The sequence below is a fragment of the Neolewinella aurantiaca genome, from assembly GCF_008014675.1.
GTDB lineage: Bacteria > Bacteroidota > Bacteroidia > Chitinophagales > Saprospiraceae > Neolewinella > Neolewinella aurantiaca.
Genome location: NZ_VOXD01000008.1, coordinates 90,262 through 107,526, shown reverse-complemented (window position 1 = coordinate 107,526; position 17,265 = coordinate 90,262). Strand labels below are relative to the sequence as shown.

At 54.2% G+C, this 17,265-nt stretch carries 11 protein-coding genes; 5 read left to right on the top strand and 6 right to left on the bottom strand.

The window, feature by feature from the left end; translation table 11 throughout:
- Positions 1 to 6: 6 nt before the first annotated feature.
- The 4 genes from FUA23_RS07070 (at position 7) to FUA23_RS07055 (ending at position 5,066) form a co-directional block, all read left to right on the top strand.
- Complete coding sequence (locus FUA23_RS07070) at positions 7 to 1,389, top strand: hypothetical protein (RefSeq protein WP_147930030.1); 1,383 nt, start codon at positions 7 to 9, stop codon at positions 1,387 to 1,389.
- A 6-nt stretch (positions 1,390 to 1,395) separates the two neighbouring features.
- Entirely contained in the window at positions 1,396 to 1,977 is a 582-nt protein-coding gene (locus FUA23_RS07065) for a hypothetical protein (RefSeq protein WP_147930029.1), read from the top strand.
- A 4-nt stretch (positions 1,978 to 1,981) separates the two neighbouring features.
- Entirely contained in the window at positions 1,982 to 3,550 is a 1,569-nt protein-coding gene (locus tag FUA23_RS07060; protein ID WP_147930028.1) for a hypothetical protein, read from the top strand.
- 82 nt (positions 3,551 to 3,632) lie between these two features.
- On the top strand, positions 3,633 to 5,066 hold the full coding sequence (locus FUA23_RS07055; protein WP_147930027.1) for a hypothetical protein: 1,434 nt from the start codon (positions 3,633 to 3,635) through the stop codon (positions 5,064 to 5,066).
- A 68-nt stretch (positions 5,067 to 5,134) separates the two neighbouring features.
- On the opposite strand, the gene FUA23_RS07050 is transcribed toward FUA23_RS07055, so the two are convergent.
- The 5 genes from FUA23_RS07050 to FUA23_RS07030 all read right to left on the bottom strand — a co-directional run bounded on the left by FUA23_RS07050 (position 5,135) and on the right by FUA23_RS07030 (position 15,090).
- Entirely contained in the window at positions 5,135 to 7,912 is a 2,778-nt protein-coding gene (locus FUA23_RS07050) for a CotH kinase family protein (RefSeq protein WP_147930026.1), read from the bottom strand.
- Between the two features lie 708 nt (positions 7,913 to 8,620).
- Positions 8,621 to 8,815: a hypothetical protein gene (locus FUA23_RS07045; protein ID WP_147930025.1), complete on the bottom strand. Its 195-nt coding sequence runs from the start codon at positions 8,813 to 8,815 to the stop codon at positions 8,621 to 8,623.
- A 350-nt stretch (positions 8,816 to 9,165) separates the two neighbouring features.
- Positions 9,166 to 10,614, bottom strand: a complete 1,449-nt coding sequence (locus FUA23_RS07040) for a TolC family protein (RefSeq protein ID WP_147930024.1) — start codon at positions 10,612 to 10,614, stop codon at positions 9,166 to 9,168.
- Entirely contained in the window at positions 10,601 to 13,768 is a 3,168-nt protein-coding gene (locus FUA23_RS07035; RefSeq protein WP_147930023.1) for an efflux RND transporter permease subunit, read from the bottom strand. The genes FUA23_RS07040 and FUA23_RS07035 overlap by 14 nt, the downstream gene beginning before the upstream one ends.
- Positions 13,769 to 13,998: 230 nt before the next feature.
- Positions 13,999 to 15,090, bottom strand: a complete 1,092-nt coding sequence (locus tag FUA23_RS07030) for an efflux RND transporter periplasmic adaptor subunit (RefSeq protein WP_147930022.1) — start codon at positions 15,088 to 15,090, stop codon at positions 13,999 to 14,001.
- 417 nt (positions 15,091 to 15,507) lie between these two features.
- Between FUA23_RS07030 and FUA23_RS07025 the strand changes: the two genes are divergently transcribed.
- Positions 15,508 to 15,720, top strand: coding sequence for a hypothetical protein (locus FUA23_RS07025; RefSeq protein WP_147930021.1), 213 nt, complete (start codon positions 15,508 to 15,510; stop codon positions 15,718 to 15,720).
- Between the two features lie 665 nt (positions 15,721 to 16,385).
- Here FUA23_RS07025 and FUA23_RS07020 read toward each other — a convergent pair.
- Positions 16,386 to 17,192 carry a universal stress protein gene (locus tag FUA23_RS07020; RefSeq protein WP_147930020.1) on the bottom strand — a complete coding sequence of 269 codons (807 nt, stop codon included), beginning with the start codon at positions 17,190 to 17,192 and terminating at the stop codon, positions 16,386 to 16,388.
- Positions 17,193 to 17,265 lie beyond the last annotated feature (73 nt).

The following is a 17,265-nucleotide window of genomic DNA, read 5'->3' as shown; positions in this document are numbered from 1 at the left end:
ACCAACATGAAAAAGTTACTAATGTCACTGATCGTTTTTGCGACGATCCTGACCCCACAGGCAGAGGCTGGTTACCGCGAAATCGTTCTCGAAAAACTGGAGTTTTTCTACATCGACAATCCCGGAAATGCCTTTCCCGGCTACGCCGCTACGGAGATTAATAAACTCAAAATTTCGCGGGGGGATACCATCAACAACCCGCTGTGGACGAATCCCGACAACGATGGCCTGCAGGCGCTTCTCGAAGATCTGCTGCGCGAACCCAGCCGGGGCGGAGACGCGCGGTTGCAACGCGTCGTTGCTACAGTACTGGCGATCACAAGCAAGAAAGTCCGGATATTCCTCTACCACGATAACGCGAACAGTGCCCATCATGCTACGTTGCCGATCTACATGCCCGGGAACGGTACCTACGCCGCCGGACACGGCAACGCAGCCTGGCCTTCGGGCAATACCTACCGAAACGACCCAACGTACACCGGCCTTTTTGGCATCGGTTCCTATTTCAATACCGCAGGCCTTAACGCTGGTGGCTGGACGACCGAAAAGGAAAAAAAGGTGGTGTTCATCCACGAATTGGTGCATACCCAGCTTGACCTTGCGTTGGAGAGCACACTGACCACGAATATGTACGGCCCCGACGGCGGGCATACTTTCTGGGAAATGATTCCCAGCAGGAACAGTGCATTTGACGAAGGTATCGCCAACGCATTTGCCTTTCGCTATTATCTACCCCCCGCGTTTAGTGTTACCTCGGCGCTTAACGCCGACCGGAAGCTTTACGCCGAGGATATCGCTTCCTGCGCTTCGGCTACGCCTCACTGTCTGCAACACCGCCTGGCGGCAGATTCAGTTGCTTCGGCGGGCGGCTGTTCTGCAGGCACAGATTGCTACAAAATCAGAGACATCTCGGCCGACGTGATTCTCCACAATGAGATGATCCCTGCCAATGTCCTCTACCAGGTTTGCGCCCAGTTCCGCAGCACCTCAATGTTGGCAAGAGCGACCCGGAGGGCAAAAGCGGATATGGCCAATAGCAGCAATTACACCTTCATGCCGCTCTTCAAAGAACTCACCAAAGCTGCCAATAATTACCACAACCGGAGCAACCCCTCCGGAACCCGGACGCACGGACAGTTCATGCCCGTAGCTATCCTGGACTACTATACCGGCTACAAGATAGACAGCAAAGCATCCCTCGAAACGGTTTTGGGTACGACCTGGTCCGCCACCGATACCAACATCGACGACTACTTCAGCCGTCACCGGGCCACACTCACCGGCTTTCGGCCCAACGCTACAACCTGGCACGTTGGCAATCAGCTCAGCCGACTTTCCCAACATCTGCACGTTCGCACTCCGCAAGGAGCAACGGCAAGCAACAAATAGAGAATTATGAAATACCTGACATTGACGATTGTCTTACTGCTTTTCTGGGCGCTGAACGCAGGTGCCCAGGATTGTTCCCCGCTCAGCCCATCCAACTCCGGGTCTGGCATCTTATCCGGAATACTGGGGGATGATTCCCAGAGCATCGAAGGTGCGTGCGAACTCGCCACCGGCCACGATTACTACACCGCCCGCCTGGAATACACGGGCTACGACGACAAGGAGTACAAACTCATCGGTCGCTTGCTCGATGCCAACCGCCGTACGGTGGAAGGCTGCGCGCCTGTAGCTGTTTCGCTCAGCGGGAAACCCTCCTCCGCAGATATCCGCTTGCGCTTCGATGCCGGAGCAAACAACTCCGAGGAAGACTACATCGCTGTTCGCTACCTCAAGGTCACCATCGTCGCCAGCGATGACCCGCTGTCGGAGTTGGACATGGCTGGCCTTACCCTCACGGGTAAGTCGGCCGAGTTTCGCGTCGACCACCGGTTCCGTGACGGAACCAGCAACAGCGCCTCCTCCTCCTCTGACGTAACCGTTTCCGTAAGTTTTTCACCCGTGGGGAGCGCTTCCTCCATCAAACAATAGCACCATGAAATACCTGATAACAATAGCCGCAGCCTTGCTGTCGCTGTACCCCGCAGGAGCCTCCGGACAAACCACCAAACCGGCGGAGCTCAAGAACAACCGACGGGTCATCATCAATGCCAAAAAACCTGGGACCACTACCGGAACGAGAATCACCGACATCAAGCGTACCGCGGTGTTCAAGCCGAGTATAGTTTTCAAGCCCGGCACCATCACCACGGCTCCTCCCGGTACCAAACCGGAGGAGCCCGCGGAGGCAACCCCCGCCTCCCCGGAAGAAGATCCCGACGCCTACCTGGAACTGGAACGCGAAGGACCACAGAACATTCCCTTCGATCTGGAAAACAACTTCCAGACCGACGTAAGCCGGGTAAAAGACGAGGTGCTCAGCCTGTACGGAACAGTACTGCGCGATGGCAACATCAAGTCGGGTTATTACTACTATATCCCGAAAGAATACAATCTCGGCTGGTCGGCCAGCAACGGCAACTATGAGTTTAACGTTACCTACGGTGCAGCCACAGGAAATGGACCTGGACGGACCACGGTCACCGCTGTCCTGCGCCCCAAACTCCGTGATCAGGATGTGGACATTGCCCGGCAGCTACTGACTGCCGACCTGCGCGGGAAGCCCGAAGCTCAGTTTGGGGTGAAGGAACTAATGGCCATCCCCATGGCCCAGCCGCCTGCAATTGAATTCACCAACCTGACCCAGTTCGGAGTTGCCGCCGAAGACATTTCCCTGCGGGCACCATCCAACCTCGGCGAGCCCATCCTTCTTTCGTTCACTACCGATCAGATCGACGCCCTGATGGCGATGTTTTTCAACAACATCGGCCTGTTCGGCAACGTCATCGTCTTCCCCGAAGGCTCCGACGCGAGTATCAGTATTCCCTTCAACCTTAAAATCGACGCGCCGGAAACCTTCGGTCATCTCGAAATAGAGGGCAGCGACTGGCGCACTAACTGGCGTAATCCAACGGATTATCCGATCCACCTGGGGCACCTGCACATCCTCCGGCAGGAGCGGAACGGAACCTACCGCGTCTACTCCTGGAAGGCTGATGAAATAGAAATACCGCCGGGCGCTAACGTCAACTTCGGCGCAACTACCATTCCCACCTGGGTCGACACGGACCGCCGCGTGAAGCGCGTTTGGATGGATTACACCATCAGCGATTGCGATGACTGCAATAAAGTAGTCAAGAAAAAAATATTGGGCAGCATCGATCAGCACGAAGTGGCTAAACCCGAACAGCTCGAATTTACCATTCTTACCCCGATGGCCTTCACCGAAGCAAGCCTCATCCGGATAAAACTCCGCTCTTTCCAGGCTACTGCTGCCGGAGACGAAAAGTCGGAAATGGAATCAGTCACTATAAATGAAGACGGAACGGTACTCGACGGCGGAACCCTGTATGTCCGCGACGGGAAAGTCGATTTCGAATACAAAATGGTCGTTTACCTCGAAGACGGAACGACTTATGAATCGGAATGGATCCCCAGCAACAGCAAAGAGGTCGTGATCGGATCGCGGCAAATCAGGGATAATATCGCTGAGTTCAATGAGTGATGCCGTTTCGTCTGTAGCCTGATAAAACCTCAAGTAAAACTACCAGATTTTGAAAATACTATCATTGCCGCAACCTTGCGTTTTGAAGCTGCGAAGCAGGAGCCCTGGCTTCCTGGCCGGGTGGCTGACGCTCATTGCGCTTGCCGCTCTGCCCGGGTTGGGGTGGGCGCAACCCTTGCTTTCGTCGGTAAAAACAATTGGCGGGGTTGAGGTCTACGAGGACCTCGAAAAGCCACGCCACCATTACTACCTGCCGGGAGAACTCAAGTTGGCGCGCGAAGAGAACGGGCGCCCCCAATTTCAATTGCTGCAAATGCGGTACACCGGTACCGCACTTATTGGTAACCAGGGCGACCGGGGCTTCGTCAATCTTGTGCAGATTGGCGTAGAGCGTAAACCCGTGAGCAGTCAGGAGTTGCAGGAGATCCGGAAACAGCTGGGGCGGGGAACTACGCTGTCTCCGCTGCCAATCGCCAACCTGGAAGCCCATTTGGTAATGCCCCTGGCCGACAACGATGGTCATTACCAACGCATCGGCCAGCCCGCAGGGCTGGAAAACGGCGATAACGCAACGGGCAATGTCTGGACCGAAAAGTATTTCACCGTTCGTCTGGGCCCGCACGAGGCAGAATTGCTGTGGGATGAAGTAGAAGACGGCAACCTTACCTTCAGTATCGGTTATGCCTTCTATGCCGATGCCGTCGACGACAGGGCAGGGGGGTACGACCTTGAAGGTGATTCGGCCTCGGTCGCAGTAATGGATGATTTGCTCCGGGAACTCACTTTGCTGGATTCAACCAGTGCCCCCCGGGTGGTCCGTACGGGAACCATTCCGCTGGACCTCGATGTGAATAAATGGCCGGATATGAGCCGAAAAATAGACCTCAACGACGGAGCCCCGCCGGCATGGGCTTTTTTGGAGGTCCGGTGCTACGATTTTGCCAATGAATTACGGCCCGACCTGGCGATGAAAAGCATCGAGATAGAAGCCACCGGAATCACCGGAGCAAACATCCGCCTGAAGCCGATCCGTTTCATGACCGCACGCCCCGAAGAGCATACCCGCCAGGTGAGGTTCCCTTACGCCATCGATCTTACCCATCCATTCCGCTACCGGGTGGTGGAGTATAATCTGGAAGGGACCGATAAGGCGGGAGACTGGCAAACAGCCCCTGACTGGGCCAGCCTGCTGGACCTGACTACCGCTCCGGATGAACTTCCCTACACCGAGCACAGTATGGAAGTGGAAGCCGACACTTCTGCCTACCGGGCCGCAGGAGCCGATCTGCTGGAAGTTCACCTGTTATACCAGCGCGACGGTAAGCCCCGCCGGGAAAAAATCAGCTGGGACCTGGCGTCAGCCGATAGTGCCCCGCTGCAAATGCGGCGGTTCTTCGCTGACCGGGAAACGGTCGTGCGTTATGTACTCATCTCCACCGGGAAAACCGGAGTCGGGCGTATAGGGCCCTTGCCCGTTGGGACCGACAAATATTTGCACCTGCGTCCGCGCCTATGATTTCCCTTGAGAAATTTTACGGCGCTGACGCAGGTGCAATGAAATGGTTAGCAGAATGTTTGTGGCGTTTACCGGCGGACAACCACTTTATGCGTCTCTACCGCCTGGCCGTCGGCAAGGGACAGCAGGTAGAAACCGTCGGGCAGGTTGGTTGCGTCGATCTCCAGGGTGATACCTCCCCGGTTAAGAACGCTTTCGCGCAGCAGGCGGCCGTCGGTCGCGAAGAGGCGGAACTGGAGATCGTTGGTGTATGCCTCTTCCAACCGGACATTGAGCATGCCCGCCGTTGGGTTAGGGTACAGGGTCAGGTCAGCACCCACCAGAGGGGTGTACCGCGTGCCAACGATTCCGTTGCTGTTCTCGGCATTGAAAGTCGGGGTCATGTCCATAAAATCACCCGTACCGTTGGGGTAACGGCCGTGGGAAATGTCAGTTTCCTGATCTGCGTAAGTGATGGTGTCGATTAGTGCTTCGTTGGCGTCGGACAGTACTACGGTTTCACCTCCTGCGGACAGTTTGAAGTCGGCGTGGAGACCGTCCTGGTCGAGGTCTTCGTCGGCCCAGATGATGAGGTATCCGTTGCCTGCGATGGTGGTTCCGGCGGGGAAGGTCCACTTGGTCAATTCGCCGAGGTCATCGGAGAGGTAGAATCCGTCGAGCGAGATACTTTCGGAGGTGTTGTTGTACAGCTCGATCCAGTCGTCGAAGTCACCGTCCTGGTCAGACATCGTGGTGTCGTTGGAGGCCATGAATTCATTGACGACAAGGTCGCCGGCCAGCGGGCTGGTGGTGAATCCGGGGTCGGTTCCACCGGGGAGCTGGTCCGTGTTTTCGGCGCTGAAGGTGGGGCTCATGTCCTGAAAATCACCGGTTCCGTTGGGGAAGCGACCGTGAGAAATGTCGGTCTCCTGGTCTACGTAGGAGATGCTGTCTACGATGGCTTGGTTTGCGTCCATGAGGAGCACGGTTTCTCCTCCGGCCGATAGTTTAAAATCGGCGTGAAGCCCGTCCTGGTCGAGGTCTTCGTCGGCCCAGACGATAAGGTATCCGTTGCCTTCGATGGTGGTTCCTGCGGGGAATGCCCATTTGGTCAGGTTGCCCGCATCGTCGGAGAGGTAGAATCCGTCGAGGGAGATGCTTTCGGAAGTGTTGTTGTACAGCTCGATCCAATCGTCGAAGTCACCGTCCTGATCCGCCTGGGTGGTGTCGTTAGAGGCCATGAACTCGTTGATGACGAGGTCTCCGGCGAGGGAACTTGTTGTTTCTATGCTGATTTCGTAAAATTCATGCTCGGCGCGTTGCGGCGCGAATTTCCCGATGTCGTCGTTTTCGGCGTAGAAGTAGTATTCGGTAAGCGGAGAAGAGACGAGAAGTTGAGTAGCGTAGATGCCGTCGCCGGCTGCTTCGTCGTTGTGCGTTCCGTCGTCATACATCTCAATCTGCTCGAAGGGAGCACCGTTCACGCTGCGGTGATTGAGGTAAACGCGCAGGGCATCGGTGACGTTAGCGGTTACGGTTACTGTTTCCCCCAGGTCAGGAGTTGGGTTGGATAACGCAGCGGCATCGATTACGGGCTCAGTTTGGGTAAAATCACTCAGGCCGAGGAGGTAACTGGCGCGGGCGTCCATCAGCGAGGTGATGCCGGGAGTCTGTGCCGCACCGGGGCCGCCACCGCCGGGGCCACCACCAATGTCGCTGTTCAGGTTGCTGGTGAAGTTGGCGTAGGTGAAAAATTTATTGTCGTCGGCCTGCACCGCTTCGTCGATAGTAGACTGGAATTCGATTGCCGTCTGTTCGTAGGTGCCGTTGGAGAAGTTTTCCTGTAGCATCGTTTTTACGTGGGCGAGGTACTTGCGTTTGTACTGAGGAACAGACATCAACTGACTCATAAGGGGCCATGCTGCATCGTTTTCGTGTAGCAGGTGGCTCATTTGTGCCTTTTGGTTGGTACTGTTGTAACGGATGGTGCCGGAATCGCTGAATACACCGAACGATTCGTTGAGGTCCCAGACGGTTGGCAGGAAACGCCCGTAATCGTCGCGGTAGAGGTAATAGTTCTGCGCGAAACTACCGATGTAGCTGTCGAGATTAACGAGAACGTTATCGAAAGCGAGCATCCACAGCGCGCGGTCTACATCGAGAATCTGGTCGATAGCGTCTATGTGGTTTGCAAGGGTGTCGCAGAGGTCGATCAGTTCAGACCAGCCATTGTCGGATTTCAGCTCGTAGGCGGCGTAGTAAGCCGAGCTGTCTTCTCCCCGATACTGCAGATCAGGAACGAGGGTGGTCCCCTGCCCGGCACCGGCAGGAGGGTTGCACTTTACGCGGGTATTGTCCTTCGAGCCGTAGTACTTGTCGACGAACTTTCTGCTGATGGATTCAGAGTTGCTGTAAAGGCCGATGAGCTCACCGTTCACGTAAACGTTTGCGTAATTTGAGAGGGGAGCATCCATATACTGGCGCGCAATCTGGTAGGAAAGGACTTCCCGGACGAAAGACGGGTCCTTGGCAACATTGCTCAGTTTAATGTCAGTGTAGCCATCGTAAATGTGATCTTTGTAGGTGTCCAGCTCGATATGGAAAGGGTTCTTGGTCTGGTTGGCCTGGTAGGTACTGTTGCCCTTGTATTTCACCCCGACACTGTCCATCGTGACGCCGTTCACGGTTACACTCTGGGCGAGGATGTAATCCTCGGTGGTGGCATAAGCCTGGTCGAGCAATTGATCCCAATTGCTCTCAGCGAAGGTGATTTCTATGGTCTGAATGGTCGAAAGGTCGTAAAGACCCTGAGCCCCCGCTGAGGCTGAAACAAAGGCGGTAAGGAGAAGGGGTAGAAATTTTTGCACTATAATATTAGGTTGATGATTTTCCTTTAGACTTCAAATTGAGGCAAATCCTTCACCGGTGAGCAGGAATTAATTGATGTTTTTCGAAATTTGACGCAGCGGTTGATTCTGGTCTGTACGTCAGAGAATGGTCCGCTACAGTTTGTAGCTAATGAGATGACTTTACTTCCGTGCTGCCAGTCATTGCAGGGGCGGAAGAACATCATACCTCGTCATATATCCCGTTTAGTGCTCTGTCAATGTTCAATTTTGGGTTGGAGCCTGTCAAGGCGCTCCAACCGTAGCTTAGCCGTAGCTAAGTGAAGATTTGAGTAACGAAGCCAGCCGCCAAAAGACTCCGCAGCTAACCCGAAAATCTGAGCTTGACATAGCACCTTTGGATGATTCCAAAGTAAGCCCCCGGCAGGCATGTAAGACGGGCTGTTGCTTCTGGTCCCTTTGGTGTGAAACCGACTTTAAACGGTCATTCCATTCTCCGCCAGACGAAAGAGCACTAAAGCGCAGGTGCTGAATGATCCCACACGCGCCTAAAACGCAGTAGTGATCAAGGAGCCAAAATTGTACGGGGCAAGAGTTATCTGAAATCGTAGCGGACCATTGTCAGGTACTTGCACGCGTGACCGGAACCTTAAAAAACGAACGGGTATAAACAAAAAACGGCCACCCCTGATTCAGGGATGGCCGTTTAAGTTGATTTGAAGCTTAAGCTTACGCCTCGAACTGGTTGCAGCCGAAATCGGCGCTGGTGATGATGCCTGAACTGGCAGATGCATCCTGGTTGACTGGGAGTACGTACTTCATACTGCTGTCGGTAAGTACTTCGCACTCTCCGAAGTTGGTTTTGTTTTCTACAGCAGGAGCTTCGTTCTCCCAGTGGTTACAAGATTTGCAGGTGGCTTCCATAATGGATTGTTTTTTATTTCTACGATAAAATCATCGTGCGCTTATAAAAGAGATGAAGAAGGCGTTTTGTTGGCTTAAGGTGCTGATTTAGTGTTGTTTGTAAAAAGACTAAATAAGGCTGAAAGGAGGTTGTCACTCGGTTGAACAGCAGGTTATGGGGAGGAAACCCCAGTTCGTTCAACCATTCACTGCACCTGCGTCCCCGCCGTAAAGCACCTGTGCTTCAGCATGTTTCCGTGGAGAAGCAAAGATGCTGTGCATGGAACGAAGTACTCGTTCTATACACAGCATCTCAATTGAAAAAAGCCTGGTCATTGGGCTTCACTCAGCGGAGCCGCAGCGCTTTCCCTTTAGCTCCATCCGCCACCCAGGGCGCGGTAGAGGGTAACCATCACGTTCATTTGCTCCTTGCGGGTTTCGATAAGTTCCTGGCGGGACTCCAGCGCTTCGCGCTGGGTAAGTAAAACCTCCAGATAATCGGCGTGTGCCGACTGGAAAAGCAGGTTGGCTATTTCGATCGACTCATCCATTGCTGCTACCTGTCTTTCCCGCTGTTGAAACTCGCTGGCGAGGTTGTCAACGGCAGAGAGCTGGGTGACAACTTCGAGATAGCCCTGCAGGATGGTCCGTTCGTATTCGTAAGCGGCTTCGATCTGCCGGGCGTTTGCGTTTTGGTATTCTGCCGTGATGGCACGGCGGTTGATGAGCGGCGCGGTGATGTCGCCGGCTAATGACAGGAGGGCCGATTCGGGCGCCCGCACCAGATACTTCAGGTTGAAAGCCTGAAAGCCAAGCCCGGCACGGATGCCGAAGGAAGGCAGAAAGTTGGCCCGGGCAACCTTCACATCGAGGGCACTCGCCTGCATTTCCAGTTCGGCCCGGCGGATGTCGGGACGGTTGCGCAGGAGGTCCGAGGGGAGGCCATAGCCAATCACCGGGGGCTCCCGCTCAACAAAACCTTCTGAGTTGCGGGCTACGGCCTGAGGCATTCGGCCCGCCAGAAAGTTGATTTCGTTCTCCACTTCAACGATCTTCTGTGCGAGTGTAAATACCTCTCCCCGGTTTTTTTCGATCTCTGCCTCAAAACGCTTGACAGCCAGTGCGTTCGACCGTCCGGCCTGTTGAAGAAGTTTAACCGTTTCGAAGGCATTTTGCTGCAGTTCGAGGTTTTGGCGGAGGTTGAGAAGTTGGTTGTCGAGCGAAACCAGCTCGTAGTAGTTGCCGGCGATTTCGGCTACGAGATTACTGATCAGGAAGTTTTTGCCTTCCAGTCCGGCCAGGTATTCCATAGCCGCCACTTTTTCGGCGTTGTGGAGTTTCTTCCAGATGTCTATTTCCCAGGAGGCGAAGAGTTCGGGCTGGAGGTTTCCGAGGAATTCAGGAATGTGTTTGCCTTCATCTATATCCAGGCTTTCTTCTACGGCCCCGTTGCGGGTGTAGCGGCCGATCTTTTCGATCTCGGCGCCAAAACCGACCCCAACGGAAGGAAGGTACTCGCCCTTGCGGGTACTTACTTCGTTGCGCGAGCGACTGAGTTTCTGGAGCAGGATATTGACTTCCTGGTTATTGACCAGAGCTGAATCGATGAGTCCCGCGAGGAGTGGGTCATCGAAGAATGCTTTCCAGTCGAGGGACTGAACATCGGTTGTAACCGACGAGGAATCGTTTGCTGAATGAAAGGAAGCGGGCAGCGAAACATCGGCTTGCCTGGCAGTTACTTTGGGGATTGAACAGGAAGTCAGTCCCGCGATGGTAAGGCTGATCGTGAGGAAGAACAGTGCTTTATTATACAAGGTCATTATTGTAGTCGTTTTCGGTTAGAGGATTAAAGTCTTCGTCTTGAATCAGCGTGCGTCCTTCCCCTATCTTGGCGAAGAAGTAGTAGAGCATAGGGATTAGGATGACGCCCGCCAGGGTGCCCACGAGCATTCCTCCCAGCGCGGATGTTCCGATTGTCCGGTTGCCAATTGCGCCGGCACCCGTGGCGATGGCCAGAGGGATCAGGCCCGCGATGAAGGCGAAGGAGGTCATCAGGATGGGGCGGAAACGCGCCACGGCACCCTCGATGGCTGCCTCGCGAACGGAAGCGCCCTTTTGCTGGCACTGGACCGCGTATTCTACAATGAGCACCGCATTTTTACTCAAGAGGCCAACCAGCATCACGAGGCCCACCTGGGCGTAGATATCGTTGGACAGGCCGAGTACTTTCAGAAGCAGAAGAGAACCGAATACCCCGGCGGGCAACGACAGGATGACGATGAAGGGGAGGATGAAACTCTCGTACTGGGCAGAGAGCACGAAATACACGAAGATCAGGACGATCGCAAAAATGACCACCGCTTCGTTGCCGCGGCGGGCTTCGTCGAACGAAAGGCCCTCCCAGGCCACATCGTAGCCTTGGGGCAGGGTAGTTTGGGCGACCTCTTCCACCGCTTTGATGGCGTCATCGGTGGTGAATCCCTTGGCCGGAACTCCCCGGATAGTAGCAGAATTGTAGAGGTTGTAGCGGGTGATTTCGTTCGGGCCCTGTTTTTTGACAAGTTTCATGAATGCGGAATACGGGACCTGCTCGCCCTCTTCGTTTTTCACGTAATAGTCGAGAATATCGCTGGGGTACCGGCGGTATTCCGGCCCGGCCTGGGTGTATACTTTGAAGAAGGAATTGAAGCGAACGAAGCCCTGCTCGTAGGTACTTCCGATCATGATGTTGAGGTTCTCCATCGCGTCGCCGATGGATACACCTTTCTGCATAGCCAGGCTGTTGTCGATCTCCAGTTCGTACTGAGGGTAGTTGGCGGCGTAGAAAGTGAACAGGCCGTCCAGCTCCGGTCGGTCCGCCAGAGCTTCCATGAAGTCCTGATTGATGAGGTCGAATTCGTGGTAATCCGTACCGTTGGTTTTGTCGAGCAGGCGCAGGGCGAGACCGTCGGCCGAGCCGTAGCCGGGAACAGCGGGTGGCTCGAAGTACTCGATTACAGCACCGAAATCTTTCGTTTCTTCTTCGAGTGCTTCGATGATGTCGTGAATGGATTGGTCGCGCTCTTCGAAGTCCTTGAGGTTGATCATACAGGTTCCGGCGTTGGAACCCCGGCCTTCGGTCAGGATTTCGTAGCCCGCCAGAGAGGAAACAGAGGCAACGCCGTCGATTTCTTCAGCGACGGCCTGAAGTCGCTGGGCCACTTTATTGGTGGCTTCCAGGGTGGTTCCCGGCGGCGTCTGGATGATGGCGTAGAGCATGCCCTGGTCTTCGCCGGGGATGAAACCGGCGGGTAGTGATTTGCTGGTAAAGAACGTTGCTGCACAGAAGGCACCAAGAAGCAAGACGGTCAGGATGCGTCGGGTTACCACGACGTTAAGTACCCGCTCGTAGCCGCCGGTCAGTTTCTCGAAGCCCCGGTTGAAGGTGTCGATGAACCAGGTGATGGGATTCTTGCGTTGCTTCTTTTCGCTGTGCGGTTTGAGGATCATAGCGCAGAGCACGGGGGTAAGCGTAAGCGCCACGATGCCCGAGAGGATAATCGCAGCTGCCATGGTGATGGAGAACTGGCGGTAGAAAACGCCAACCGGACCACTCATGAAGGCAACGGGGATGAATACCGAGGTCATCATAAGGGTGATGGCAATGATCGCTCCGCTGATCTCGCCCAGCACTTCCTTCACTGCCGGGAAGGGCCGCAGGTGCTTCTCTTCCATTTTCACGTGGACGGCTTCGACGACAACGATAGCGTCGTCCACCACAATCCCGATGGCAAGTACGAGTGCGAAGAGGGTGATCAGGTTGATGCTGAGTCCGAATACCTGCATCACGAAGAAGGTGCCCACCAAAGAGATGGGAACCGCCAGAATAGGGATGAGGGTGGAGCGCCAGTCTCCCAAAAACAGGAAAACGACGAGCGCCACCAGAAAGAATGCTTCGCCCAGAGTATGGGTGACCTTTTCGATCGAAGCGTCGAGAAATTTAGAAACGTCGTAGTTGACTTCAAACTCCATCCCGGGCGGGAAGGACGGTTCCAGTTCGGCCAGTTTTTCTTTCACCTGTTCAATCACGTCGGAAGCATTGCTTCCGTAGTTTTGCTTGAGGACGATTGCTGCCGAAGGGTACCCGTCTTTATTGGAGTAAATGTCGAAGAACTCACTGCCCAGTTCTACGTCGGCGACTTCTCCCAGTTTCAGCTGCTGGCCGTCTTCGCCGGCCCGGATGATGATGTCCTTGTACTGGTCGGGTTCGTTGTAGCGCCCTTTGTAGGTCAGTACATATTCCAGGCTTTGGGCCTCGATCCCGGAGCTGCGACCCAGCCGGCCGGGCCGGCCGATGATGCTCTGCTCGTCGATGGCCTCCATTATCTCTTCGGAGGATACGTTGTAGGCCCGCATACGGTCGGGCTTGAGCCAAATACGCATTGCGTATTGCCGGCTGCCAAGAATCTTAGCGCTGGCAATGCCGTTGATCCGCTGGATTTCCGGTATGATGTTGATGTTGGAGTAGTTGTAGAGGAATTTCTCGTCGGCGTCCTTGTCTTTACTGAAAACGTTGACATACATCAGCATACTCGGCTGGACCCTGGAGACGACGACGCCCTCCAACTGGACCAGCTGCGGCAACCGGTTGATAACCTGATCGACCCTGTTTTTGACGTTGACGACGGCCTGGTTGGGGTCGGTGCCCAGTTCGAAAATGACCTGAATTGTAGCTTCCCCCGCACTCGTGGCGTCAGAAACGATGTACTTCATTCCCTGGACTCCGTTGATGGATTTCTCGAGCGGGATGAGGGTGGATTTCACGAGAACATCTGCGCTCGAACCAGGATAGGCTACGGTGATGAGCACCCGTGGAGGAGCAATTTCAGGAAATTGAGAAATGGAGATGGTCTTGATGGACAGTACGCCGACGAAGACGATCACCAGAGAGATCACGATCGCCAGGACCGGTCTCTTTATGAATGTAGCAAACATGCTTATTGTTATTTAGCACACGACCAGAGATTCTGATTTCTTCTCCTCCGAGCCGCAGCGGGCGCAGGGTAGGGCAGACAGTCAAAATTGTCCGGTAGTGTAGTTGTTTAGGTAGCGTGAGGTCCACGCAGCAGTGCTGCTGAGAGCCGTTGACCTTCAAGGCATCAGAGTGAATGATGGTCAACGAGTTTCCGCCCGAACCTCACGGTAGGTAGAAGGCGTACTGCTGCCTACTCGGCGTGGAGATCGAGTTGGGCCAGAACGGCCTTCGGGGCTTCTCTCCTGACCTTGATTTGCTGTCCGTTTTTTACCCGGCGGAGTCCTTCAATCAGGATGTTGTCTTCCGGCGCGAGTCCTTCGTTGATGATGTAGAGGTGGGGTAGTTCGCCGGCGATTCCGATTTTACGTTGTTCAAGTTCGTTTTTGTCGTTGACCACGTAGACGTACTTTTTATCGAGAATCTCGAACGTAGCTTTTTGTGGAATAAGCATGGCGTCTTTGAAGGGCAGGGCCATTTCGATGTTGCCCGTTTCGCCGTGCCGGAGCAGGCGGTCGGGGTTAGGGAAAGTTGCCCGGAACTCGATGTTACCCGTTTGGTGGTCGAATTCCCCCTCAATGGTGGAGACGATGCCGTGATGGTCGAATATGCGGCCGTTGGCGAGTTTGAGCTCAACGTCGGTCTGGCGGGAAGATTTATTCGCGGCGTAGTCGAGGTACTCCGCTTCGGGAACGTTGAAGTAAACCCACATTTTGCTGTTGTCAGACAGCGTTGTCAGTAGTTCTCCTTCTTCAACGAGGCTTCCCTCCCTTACGTGGAGATGATCGATAATACCGGTATAAGGCGCCGATATTTTGGTGAAGTCGAGGTGGGTTTGGGCCAGCGAGACTTCGGCTTTTGCTTTAGCCAGTTTTGCTTCGGCGAGGGCCAGTTCGTTGGGGGATACCACGTTCTTCTCGGCCAGCATCCGGGTGTTTTTGAGCTCGATACTTACAATGTCTGCTTCCGCTTCGGAGAGCTGTAACTCGGCTTCGTAGATGTTGGGCAGAATGCCGAACATCACCTGACCCCGCCGGACGGTTTCCCCTTCGTCTACGTAAATATGTTGCAGGTAGCCTCTTTCCAGGGCCCGCAACTCGATGTGCCGGCTGGCGTGGATTTGGGCAACGTACTCCTTGAGTACGGTCGTGTCCCTGATCAGAGGAGTCGTAACGGCCAGCGTGGGCGTGGCGTTGTGGTGCGATTCGGTGTGGTGCTCGCTTTCGCAGCCAAACAGAAACAGGAAGGTCATGACGCTCAGGGCGATTAGTAATTTATTCATAATTATTTTTTGAGAAACAAGTACAGAAGTAGCCTTCCACGACCATGTTGTCTGGTCTGGTTAATGAAAGGCGAATCCAATAGGTAGAGCGGCCCGTTTAGCCCGGAAACGGACGCACGGAACCTGCTGTCAGACCGAAGTCTGAGCAGTTTCAGACACCTTCATTATCAGCGATAAGAAGGCTCAATAATGGTTGGAGATGAAGTCGATTTGAATGCTGCTCAATATCGTCGTTACAGACGGGAGGGCAGTACTGTGGAATACAGACCAAAATCCTTCAACTAAAATGGGGGGAGTACCAGCTTAAATACGGAAAACCTGGTGCTGCACAGTCTTAGGAACAGACCTGATGCAACGGCTCCAGTGCTGAAATACAGTAGGCAGGGGCCGGAAAGACCGGTGCGAAATGGCCGGTAGAGAATGTTTTGCCTGACGGGTAAAGTCAGTGCCGGGGTCGCCAACTTCCAGTTCTTCTTCGAAGTCAATCTCGGCGAAAAGATGAAGGCCGTCATGGCTTTCGATGGCAGAAAAGGAAAGGTGATGCGCAGTAGAGGCAGCATTGCTCTCATCGGTGTGCACGTGGTGCAGACCGTAGTCCCCGGAGACCACGACAGTATTTGTGAAATTTCCTAAAAAGGAAAGGACACTAAGTACTAAGGCTAATAAAAAGGGGACAATTTTCATTTGGTAATTAAAACTACACAAACTTAATGCTGCGTTGCTTGACTGTGCAAATTTTAATACGCTTTTTAGCGGAGTTTTGTAAATCAGGTGAGCTGGCTAAACCGGGAGAGCTTCAAATATCAGGGAAGGAAGGGGCGCAAACCGGATTGTTGCTCACCCCCTCCTCCCCAAGGCTAACGCATAGGATAGTTAAGACGTATTAAACCCCCAGCCCAACCCCTCCCCACGGGGTATGGGCCAGTGAAAACGCTACGCGTTTTGGGTTGCAAGCTGTTAGGCAGTGACTGTAATCTCGAGTTAAAAGCTTAAAATCGAATCCTATACGTTAGACCTGCCCCCCTCCCCGAAACGCTGTGCTGGGGAGGAGCAATCGCGACAATCCGGTTTGCGCCCGAAGGAAGCAGGATTATACCCTGCTGTAGTTATACCGATTCTGTAACCTCACTCTGTTGAATTTCTGATGTTTTTAGCCCCGACTAATGATGGTTAGCGCCACTCAACTTAAATGCGAGGAGCTTAGTCGAGTTTGAAAATGCTGATGAGGGATGGGGTGTTGGCCATCCACTCTTTGAGGCTGCCCAGTAACTGCAGAGGGTTCAGGTTTGCAAAAGAGCTCAGAAGCTGTCCTGTAGGATGAGCACGGGAATAGTGGTGGCCATCGTAACCCTGTTGGCTACGGAGTGCTTAGCGTTGGCGCTGAGCCAGTGGTTGTCGCGGTGGGTAACGACCAGCATGTCTGCCGCGGTAAGGTCCGCAAAGCTCACTACTGCGTCACTAATGGGTTGGTGGTTGTCAGCCTGATAATAGAACTGATGCTTTACGCTGTTGAGGAGCCGTGCGTACGCACGGTGCGGAGTAGCCTCTTCCGTTGCTTGTTGGAAATGGAAGAGCATAAGCTGCGTGCGGTCGGTGGCCAGTAACTTCAGAAGCGGGGCGAGTTGGCGTAGATCTGCCGGGCATTGCTTATCCGTTGCGAGCAGGAAGCGACGTGGATATTTTACGGGAGCGTAGTCGGGGACAGCCAGAATAGGAGTCCGGGTGTCGTCCATCAGTGATGTTGTGGTACTGCCCCAGGGATTGTTGGGGGCAAAATTCTCTCCCTGACAACCCATCACGACCAGATCGCAATCGCCCTCGTTAATTATTTTTTTTAAGGTTGGAACGACTTCGCCCCGGTAGGCGCTTACCAGGGTAGGGATGCCGCGCTGACTAACGCTGGCTCCGAGGGCAGCCAGCTTTGCACTCGCTTCTGAATAAAGCCGGAGGTTATTGTCGTCTTCTGCCGAATCATCGCCGTTGTCCCGCGGGTGAACATGGATAAGGGTGATTTTGGCGGAAAAAACAATCGCGATTTCTTCAGCGTACGCCAGGGCACGATCTGCGGATTTACTGAAGTCGATTGCAACTGAGATGTGTTTCATGGCAAAGGGAATATTCCGGTGGAGTAATACCACCTCTGACTCCAAAGATGACGGCGGAAAGCTGAATTTCTTA

Coding starts and splice junctions, on each gene's coding strand:
- FUA23_RS07035 (WP_147930023.1), bottom strand. CDS start 13,768: ATGTTTGCTACATTCATAAAGAGACCGGTCCTGGCGATCGTGATCTCT.
- FUA23_RS07025 (WP_147930021.1), top strand. CDS start 15,508: ATGTTTTGCCTGACGGGTAAAGTCAGTGCCGGGGTCGCCAACTTCCAG.
- FUA23_RS07045 (WP_147930025.1), bottom strand. CDS start 8,815: ATGGAAGCCACCTGCAAATCTTGTAACCACTGGGAGAACGAAGCTCCT.
- FUA23_RS07065 (WP_147930029.1), top strand. CDS start 1,396: ATGAAATACCTGACATTGACGATTGTCTTACTGCTTTTCTGGGCGCTG.
- FUA23_RS07040 (WP_147930024.1), bottom strand. CDS start 10,614: ATGACCTTGTATAATAAAGCACTGTTCTTCCTCACGATCAGCCTTACC.
- FUA23_RS07070 (WP_147930030.1), top strand. CDS start 7: ATGAAAAAGTTACTAATGTCACTGATCGTTTTTGCGACGATCCTGACC.
- FUA23_RS07020 (WP_147930020.1), bottom strand. CDS start 17,192: ATGAAACACATCTCAGTTGCAATCGACTTCAGTAAATCCGCAGATCGT.
- FUA23_RS07060 (WP_147930028.1), top strand. CDS start 1,982: ATGAAATACCTGATAACAATAGCCGCAGCCTTGCTGTCGCTGTACCCC.